The organism is Paenibacillus apis (genome assembly GCF_018333295.1).
In the GTDB taxonomy this organism is placed as follows: domain Bacteria; phylum Bacillota; class Bacilli; order Paenibacillales; family Paenibacillaceae; genus Fontibacillus; species Fontibacillus antibioticophila.
The window spans coordinates 248,916-257,321 of the sequence record NZ_BORS01000009.1 but is presented as its reverse complement, the minus strand read 5'-3'; the positions used below and the strand labels follow the sequence as shown (position 1 = coordinate 257,321).

Here is an 8,406-nt window from a genome sequence, read left to right as displayed (position 1 = left end):
TTCAAAAAGTATCGCCGGAAAGAGCCACCTGTCAAGAAAGGCGCTTGACAGGCTCTTATTTAAGCGCGTCAAAAACGAGAGAGTCACAGAGGCGCTTGACAGGTTTCGTTCATATCAACGGACATTACGTCTCCTTAAAGGCCACGATGGATGAAGCCAGAAATGTAACGGACATTTTGGCTGCTTAGATAGGTGAGTTGTGTGAATCAGAGCCGATTGAGCGTCCTAAATGCCGAAAATGTCCGTTACCCTTCGAAAATGCGCAAAAGAGTCGGCTAACGGTTCAAAATGTCCGTTAGCAAATTCAAAGAAGATACTCCTTCTAGCGAGTCCAAAACATCCGTTAGTCCAAAATCTTTAGGTGGTACACTTAAACCTGTGAAATTTGGAAATGGCGAGGAATTTAGTTACCTCTTCTACAATATAATCGTCAAGGTTATCCAGCGATCCGCCCAGTCACAATAGGCTTAAATGAACTGAAGCATTCAATAGGCAAAACACATGAAGATCCAATCAGCAAATATAATTTGAACCCGCTTCTCGATAGGAAGGAAGAATGAACATGTCACAGCTTATTTTTGATCCAGCCGGCTATACGGTGAACGACGGAACGGAAAGCGTGGAATTGCTGGCCAAGGAATTTGCCTTGCTGCAGTTTTTATATGAGCGGCGGGGACAGGCCTTTTCACGCGAGCAATTGCTGGACCGGGTCTGGGTGCTGGAATATCCGGTAGAGCGGACGGTCGATGACCATATTTACCGTTTGCGCAAAAAGCTTCGCCGTTGGCCGCATGTCAAAATTAACACGATTCGGGGCTACGGCTACAGTCTGATCATGGCTGAGCCCAAAGCTTTGGACAATCCCTCCATGCGTGATGAAGAGATCCAGAATGCGGTACGGGGGCTGTTTGAAAAATACCATTTGCTCGGGCAGGGAAAATCTATCGTGGCATTGGCGTCTCAGCGCGAAGTCCTCGGATTTGAGATCAATGCATATTTCCGGAGCTATATCCGGTTTATTCAAGCCGACATCGGGTGGTTTCTGGAAACGGACGAGGTTCGCCCGCGGGAACGTTTTTATTGGCTGCTCCTTCTTTACTGGGCGGCCACGCCAGATTCCGACCGGGTGCTCGATTACTGCGAGGAAGTGCTGAGGCAAGGCCTAATGACGCCGGAACAGCACAGGGAGATGGAAATCCTGAATATTCTTGAGCTGTATGCCGATGCCGGCAAGCCCAAGAAGGCTATCGAACGATTTGATCATACTGGGCGCGTAGTGGAGCAAGACGGATTGACCGGTTTTGTCATGCCCGTGGCATTGATGGAGATGTATGTTCATCTGGTGGCCGGAAGCTGGGAGGAGGCCGATCAGACCGCGGCCAGACTGGAGCGCTTGCTGGAGAAAGAGCCTTATATTAGAGAGATAGGCAGATTTCGCGTTTTTAAAGGCTTGCGGCTTCTTACGAAGGGGCAAGAGCGAGAAGCGGAAGAAAGTCTGGATGAAGGCCTGGAGATACTGAGCATGTCTCAACACCTGCCGCTTTATCTAGGTGCTATCAAACAGATTAATTTATTTCTGAGGCGCTGTGATCCGGAGAATTCATTAGCGCGTAAATATGCCAGTTTATTTGAATCCGTACAGAAGGAATTCCATCTATCGACGTTTCGCCCCGCCATGGAAAAATACATTTCGGAATTTCTTGGAGCCGATATGGTTGAAAAGGAGTAATTTATCCCCGTCCCCATTCTTATCTGATCATTCTCTGATATTCATCGGTTAAGCTGCAAAGAGTGATCACGAAATGGACAGATGAAGGATGGAGGAATTGTTTAATGAAATCTGCTTCCCGCTCCGCGCTGTGGTCGTTCCGCAGTTACAGGAGCATGTTTTCCGCCTATGCGCTCGCTTCGTTCGGAGACTGGTTCGATGCGCTCGCCATTCAGGTTTTGGTAGTTTATCGCTGGGGCGTAGACCCGTTCATGATTGCGCTCATTCCGGTATGCATGGCGTTACCGGCCGTTTTGTTCAGTTCTTTTGCAGGCACGCTGGCGGACCGGGTCCAGCAGGCGAAGCTAATGATGCTGTGCGATCTGCTGACCGTCATCCTGACGGTCGGTGTCCTGTTCGCTCCGAATTTTGCATGGCTGTTGCCGCTGCTGGCGCTCCGGGCCATGGCCGGTGTATTTCATGTGCCGGCTCAACAAGCGCTGACCCGCCGGGTCGTTCCGGCTGATTTGCTGCTGCAGGCGACATCCTATAACGGACTGGTTGGCCAGGGATCTAAGGTAGCCGGACCGCTGCTGGGCGCGGTAACACTCGCTGCCCTGTCTCCACAGGCCTGTATCCTGATTAATATGGGAGCGCGGCTGCTGTCTGCTCTGCTGCTGCTAGGATTATGGAAGCTGCCTGAGAGTAGAGCCGGTCAAGAGATGGCAATCGAAAAAGGGCAGACTCGAAAACAGAGCTTCTGGGGTGAATGGAAGGAAGGCTGGGCATTCCTTTGGCACCGTAAAGTGGTATTTCATACCATGATTTTCGGCTTTATCGGTTTAGCGGCAATTTTGATGGTTGATTATCAATTTCCGACCCTGTTTAAGTCTATTTCTCCCGACAATGAATCGTTGACCGGACAGGTTGTGGCCGCGATTGGAGCGGGTGCCGTGGGTGCGCTTGTTGTTCTGAACAAGCTGGGTAAAATCCATTATGCTTGGGGATTGGGCGGAGGCTGCGGATTGATCGGCCTGGGTATTGCGCTGCTAGGGTTATGCCCTCCGGCAAGCCCGCTTTGGCTGTTGCTAGGATTTGGGCTGCTGCTCGGAATCGGCAATGGGACATACATTCTGGTTCAAAATTATATTTTGCAGAAGGAAACTTCCCCGGACGTCGTCGGGCGCGTGTTCGGCATTCAGAATACAATGAACAGTCTCGTGATGCTGACCGCGCCGCTGGTTGGGGGACTATTCATCCGGGCGCTTTCCGTTGGGACGGCCTTCATGTCTATCGGCATAACGATGGTGGGACTTGGCCTGACAGGAATTTTGCTCCGGCGCTTGCTCTGGCCTCAAACGGAAGTTAAAGAAACCGGGGCTGGTGTATCCGGAATGAAAATGCCCTCCGCTTAAACATGCTTTTCGATAGATATTGAATATTGTTAGGGGATAGGGTCCGGAAGTCTCTACCCGAGAACCGTAAATTTTCGGACTACGAGTGAATATGTCATAGGAATAGGCTAAAAGGAGGGGAGGACACCGCAGGTGTGCCCTTCCTTTTTACTTTAGTCGCATGAGCACCCACGCCAGCAATTTTAATGCTGCTCGGCAAAGCGAATGCTCTCCTCCACAAAGGCTAGTACCTCTTCACTTATGGGAAGCAATCCGGTATCCGCGGCCGGACGTTTCCGAACCTCCCAGAACTTGCTTTCCAGCTCCTGGTCTCCGCCAAAGGTAACTTTGGATAACGCTAGCAGCTCTTGTGCAATAATTTGTCCCTCTTCGGATTGCGGCTGGATCCCCTGGGAAATACACCAATCGATCCGGCGAAGCAAGGAAATATACTGCTGGGTGACCGTGTCGTTGTTTTCTAATTTCGGCAAGGTTCTTCGCAGTAGCTCCTGTTCTTCCTTCTCGAAATAGTCGACCCATTTCTTGGGGGTTGATTTCCCATGGGCAATGAACCCGGATACTTTCTCCCAGGGCAAGTCATCCTCCAAATCCACCATATGAATCAGAGAGACCGTATGATCAATTTGCTTTTGCAGGGCGCTTAATTGATCTTGAAGGTGATTGTGATGGGCAATAAGTATCTCCCGATACGACAGCGCATCCAGCAGATGGGCAATGTCCTCCAGCGGTAAAGCCAACTGCTTCAGCATCATTATTTTTTCCAGTCGAAACAAGTCATCCTCAGAATAGTACCGGCGGCCGTGATCATCCTTCCGACCAGGACGGAGCAATCCAATCTGATCATAAAATCGAAGTGTTCGGACCGAAATGGAGCGCTTTTTGGCTACTTGTCCGGTAGTCCATTGAACCATTTTTTTCTCCCCTGACGATTTTATGCTTGCAGGTTACGTTGCGTAACCACTTATAGTTGCCAGTATAACATACGACATACGTACTGGAGGCCAATGAAATGGAAATGCACATCGCGGAGAAGTGGACGAAAGAAAATAAATGGTCATGGCGTGAATTTCTTGCTTTAATGCTGCTTGAATTCGGAGGTGTTGTGTGGTTCGTCAAACATGGCCTGCAGCCCCTGTATGAGGCGCGGTTGGATAATTCCTTGTATGCCGGTGCCTTGACGGGCCTGACCATTGCCGTTATCCTGCTGACCGGACTCTATCTGATTGCCTTGCGGCCCCTTGGATTATCTTGGAATCAAGTCGGTATTCGATGCTTTCCGTCCAGCTATTGGGGGAAGATAATCCTTTGGTTCCTGATCCTGACGATCCTTAGTATTACTGCTGTCATTATCACAGGATATATGGGAAATACCGTGGATAACAGTAAGACCGAAGCATTGCGTGAGCAAGTGAATGGACTAACAGTATGCATAGGGATTCTATCGGCAGGGGTCATATCCCCAGTGTATGAAGAGATTTTTTATCGCGGATTTATTTATCGGTGGTTGAGAACACGTACGGGAAAAGGGTTAAGCCTATTGATCAGTTCCCTGATTTTTACCGCTGCTCATTATCCGACCCTGAATGCCATGCCGGTCAATTTCATCTCGGGTATTATATTTGCCTGGACTTATGAAAGAACCGGCTCTGTCTGGCCTGCCATCCTGATTCATGGAGCTTTCAATTCGATTGCCGTTATCCTGACCGCCTTGTCTTAATGCGATGGATTTGCAGAGGGAAGGGGATAGGTTAAAATACGAACGATATTTTGTCAACAAAAAATTAATGTTCGTGTTTGAGTTGACATCCCTTGTCGGGGATTGTTAAACTAAGAGAGCGCGCGGGAGAACCGCGAATGAGAATGAAACTTATATACTCTCGTATAAAGCCGGGGATAGGGCCCGGAAGTCTCTACCCGAGAACCGTAAATTTTCGGACTACGAGTGAATACGTCATAGGAATAGGCTGTTTCTTGCGTTGCCTTGACGGGCTGCGGCCGATAAGGCCGATTTTGTGCTCGTCAGGGCAAGCGGCGTATTCGCAACCGGGTCCGAAACTTCTGAAAATACGTGTATTTTCATAGAGTTCGGGCTTTTTCTTTTTTTAGCTCAGGGTAAGAACAGCAATTTCAACCATTTTAATTATAGAAGTTGATTTATGAAAAATTAGGAAACCTAAAGAAAGCGGGTGGATGTCAAGCATGTCAGCACGGGTTGGAGTCATTATGGGCAGCAAATCGGATTGGGAGACCATGTCTCACGCATGCAGGGTATTGGAAGAGCTTCAGGTGCCTTATGAGAAAAAGGTTGTATCTGCGCACCGCACGCCGGATCTTATGTTCGAATACGCGGAGCAGGCAGCGGAACGCGGACTGAAGGTGATCATTGCAGGTGCCGGAGGTGCAGCACACTTGCCGGGTATGGTTGCTGCCAAAACGGTGCTGCCGGTGATCGGTGTGCCGGTACAAACAAAGGCGCTGCAGGGGCTGGATTCGCTCCTATCCATCGTCCAGATGCCAGGCGGGATTCCGGTTGCAACGGTAGCCATCGGTAAGGCAGGCGCGACGAACGCCGGGCTGCTGGCAGCACAAATGCTTGGCGCATTCGACCAGGAGCTGGCTGAGCGGGTAACGGCACGGCGAGAGCGGATCCGCGATGAAGTGCTTGAGAGCAGCGGCGAGCTGGTGCTGGAGGAGAAGCAATGAGCCGTTTGAAGCTGGAGGAGGCAGGCCCTCGCCTGGCTCCGGAAGGAGCCGGCGGGGAAGCGCGAGCTAACCTGGATGCCGAGAAGGTAATCGCTCCCGGCTCCACAGTCGGTGTGCTGGGCGGCGGCCAGTTAGGGCGGATGATGGCCTTGGCGGGAAGTAATCTCGGCTATCGCTTTGTAACGCTGGACCCGACACCGGAGTCGCCGTGCGGGCAGGTTGCCCGGCAGATTGTCGCCGGATACGGAGATCGGGCTGCCGCCCAAGAATTGGCTGCTCAAGCGGATGTAATTACCTACGAATTTGAAAATGTGGATGCAGACGTAGCGGCATTGCTTGAAGAGCAGTCTTACGTTCCTCAGGGGAGCCGTTTGCTCTATACAACGCAGCATCGCCTGCGTGAGAAAGCGGCTATTGAGGCGGCTGGCGTGCCGGTCGCTCCTTATGAACAGATTCATAACGAGGAAGGGCTGCGCGGAGCGGCAAGCCGTCTGGGACTGCCGGCGGTATTGAAGACCGCGACTGGCGGTTATGACGGAAAGGGGCAATGGGTGATCCGCTCAGAGGCTGAGATTGCCGAGGCGTATGCCACATTGATTCAGGCGGGGACGGAGCTGGTATTAGAGCAGTTCATTCCGTTTGAGAAGGAATTGTCCGTGATCGCAGCCCGCAGCCCGCGTGGTGAGATCAGGACTTTTCCCGTTGCCGAGAACATTCATGTAGACAATATTCTTCATGCGTCGATCGTTCCGGCCCGGATCGGGTCGGAAGTGCAAGCAGAAGCAGAGAAGCTGGCTTCGCGGATTGCGGAGTCGCTGGGAGCAGTAGGACTGCTGGCGGTGGAGATGTTCCTGACCGGAGACGGAAGGCTGTATGTTAATGAGCTGGCGCCAAGGCCGCACAATTCGGGCCATTATACGATGGAGGCAAATGCGACCTCGCAGTTCGAGCAGCATGTCCGGGCCATCTGCAATTTGCCGCTTGGCGACCCTGGCTTGAGAACACCGGTGGTGATGGTCAATGTGCTTGGCGAACATTTGCAGGCGGTAGAGCAGGCAGTAGCCACCGGGCAATGGGGAGAGAGGGTGCCGTCCATGACTGGCAATCCGGTCATTCCGAAAGTACACTTATATGGAAAGCAAGGTTCTGCGCCGAAGCGGAAGATGGGACATGTCAATCTTTTGTGCAGCGATGTGCAGGACGGGCTGGATTTTATACAGCAAACCAAAATATGGAGGAACCAACAGTTATGATCGAACGTTACAGCAGACCGGAAATGCGGGCCATATGGACCGAAGAGAACAAGTTTAAGGCCTGGCTTGAGGTGGAGATTTGCGCTTGCGAAGCGTGGGCGGAGCTGGGAGTTATTCCGAAGGAGGATGTAGCGCTGCTGCGTCAGAATGCCACCTTCGATATGGATCGGATTTATGAGATTGAGCTGGAGACGCGTCATGATGTCATCGCCTTTACCCGTGCCGTTTCCGAGAGCTTGGGCGCAGAGCGCAAATGGGTGCACTATGGCCTCACCTCGACGGATGTTGTGGATACGGCGCTTGGTTATCTGCTCAAGCAGGCGAACGAGATTCTGGAACGGGATTTGGTAAGCTTCATCGATATTCTGCGCAACAAGGCCATCGAGTACAAGGATACGGCCATGATGGGACGGACACACGGAGTTCATGCCGAGCCGACGACCTTTGGTCTGAAGATGGCGCTCTGGTATGAAGAGATGAAGCGGAACCTGGAACGGTTCAAGCGGGCAGCCGACAATGTTCAGTTCGGAAAGATCTCCGGTGCGGTCGGCACTTATGCGAACATCGACCCGTTTGTAGAGGAGTTCGTCTGCCGCAAGCTGGGCACGAGCCCGGCGCCGATCTCAACGCAGACGCTGCAGCGTGACCGTCATGCTGAATATATGGCGACCCTGGCGTTGATCGCAACCTCGCTCGACAAGTTCGCCACGGAAATCCGGGCGCTGCAAAAGAGTGAGTTCCGCGAGGTGGAGGAAGCCTTTGCGAAGGGACAGAAGGGCTCATCGGCCATGCCGCACAAGCGAAATCCGATTGGCTGCGAGAACATTTCCGGCCTGTCGCGCGTGATTCGCGGGCATATGCTCTCTGCTTATGAGAACGTGACGCTGTGGCATGAGCGCGATATTTCGCACTCTTCGGTGGAGCGTGTGATTTTGCCGGATGCAACGATGCTGCTTAACTACATGCTGAACCGCTTTGGCAATATCGTGAAGAATCTGACGGTATTCCCTGAAAATATGAAGCGCAATATGGAGCGCACATTCGGCGTGCCGTTCTCCGGCCGGGTGATGACGAAGCTGATCGATAAGGGCTTCAGCCGTGAGCAGGCATACGATACTGTACAGCCTCGCGCGATGCAGGCCTGGGAGACGCAGCGGCATTTCCGGGACATTATTGAAGAGACGCCGGAGATCACCTCCGTGCTGACCAAGGAAGAAATCGAGGATGCGTTTAATCCATCCTGGCATTTGAAGCATGTGGATACGATTTTTACCAAGCTGGGATTGAACTAAATTAGTCCTTGGATTGAAGGAATAATGAAAAATGT

Annotated in this window: 8 protein-coding genes and 2 riboswitches; of the genes, 7 read left to right on the top strand and 1 reads right to left on the bottom strand. The window is 51.8% G+C overall.

Translation table 11 applies throughout. The annotated features are described in order from the left end of the window. The 3 genes from KI362_RS14910 to KI362_RS14900 form a co-directional block, all read left to right on the top strand. Positions 1–188: hypothetical protein (locus tag KI362_RS14910; protein ID WP_301628164.1), on the top strand; the 188-nt coding region annotated here is incomplete at its 5' end. 374 nt (positions 189–562) lie between these two features. Further along, positions 563–1,729, top strand: a complete 1,167-nt coding sequence (locus KI362_RS14905) for a winged helix-turn-helix domain-containing protein (protein WP_301628162.1) — start codon at positions 563–565, stop codon at positions 1,727–1,729. 104 nt (positions 1,730–1,833) lie between these two features. Continuing rightward, positions 1,834–3,123, top strand: coding sequence for an MFS transporter (locus KI362_RS14900; RefSeq protein WP_301628160.1), 1,290 nt, complete (start codon positions 1,834–1,836; stop codon positions 3,121–3,123). Beyond that, positions 3,123–3,225, top strand: a riboswitch (purine riboswitch). It overlaps the preceding gene by 1 nt. 80 nt (positions 3,226–3,305) lie before the next feature. Here KI362_RS14900 and KI362_RS14895 read toward each other — a convergent pair. Then, complete coding sequence (locus tag KI362_RS14895; RefSeq protein WP_212938949.1) at positions 3,306–4,034, bottom strand: MerR family transcriptional regulator; 729 nt, start codon at positions 4,032–4,034, stop codon at positions 3,306–3,308. Between the two features lie 98 nt (positions 4,035–4,132). On the opposite strand from KI362_RS14895, the gene KI362_RS14890 reads away from it, so the two are divergent. The 4 genes from KI362_RS14890 to purB all read left to right on the top strand — a co-directional run bounded on the left by KI362_RS14890 (position 4,133) and on the right by purB (position 8,371). Further along, positions 4,133–4,840 (top strand): CPBP family intramembrane glutamic endopeptidase, encoded by a 708-nt coding sequence (locus KI362_RS14890; protein ID WP_306432841.1) that lies wholly within the window; start codon positions 4,133–4,135, stop codon positions 4,838–4,840. 140 nt (positions 4,841–4,980) lie between these two features. Beyond that, positions 4,981–5,082: riboswitch (purine riboswitch) on the top strand. Between the two features lie 240 nt (positions 5,083–5,322). Beyond that, positions 5,323–5,826: a 5-(carboxyamino)imidazole ribonucleotide mutase gene (purE, locus tag KI362_RS14885; protein WP_301628157.1), complete on the top strand. Its 504-nt coding sequence runs from the start codon at positions 5,323–5,325 to the stop codon at positions 5,824–5,826. Next, positions 5,823–7,079: a 5-(carboxyamino)imidazole ribonucleotide synthase gene (gene purK / locus KI362_RS14880; protein ID WP_301628155.1), complete on the top strand. Its 1,257-nt coding sequence runs from the start codon at positions 5,823–5,825 to the stop codon at positions 7,077–7,079. The genes purE and purK overlap by 4 nt, the downstream gene beginning before the upstream one ends. After that, entirely contained in the window at positions 7,076–8,371 is a 1,296-nt protein-coding gene (purB, locus tag KI362_RS14875) for an adenylosuccinate lyase (protein ID WP_044477178.1), read from the top strand. The genes purK and purB overlap by 4 nt, the downstream gene beginning before the upstream one ends. The last annotated feature ends 35 nt before the right edge of the window (positions 8,372–8,406 follow it).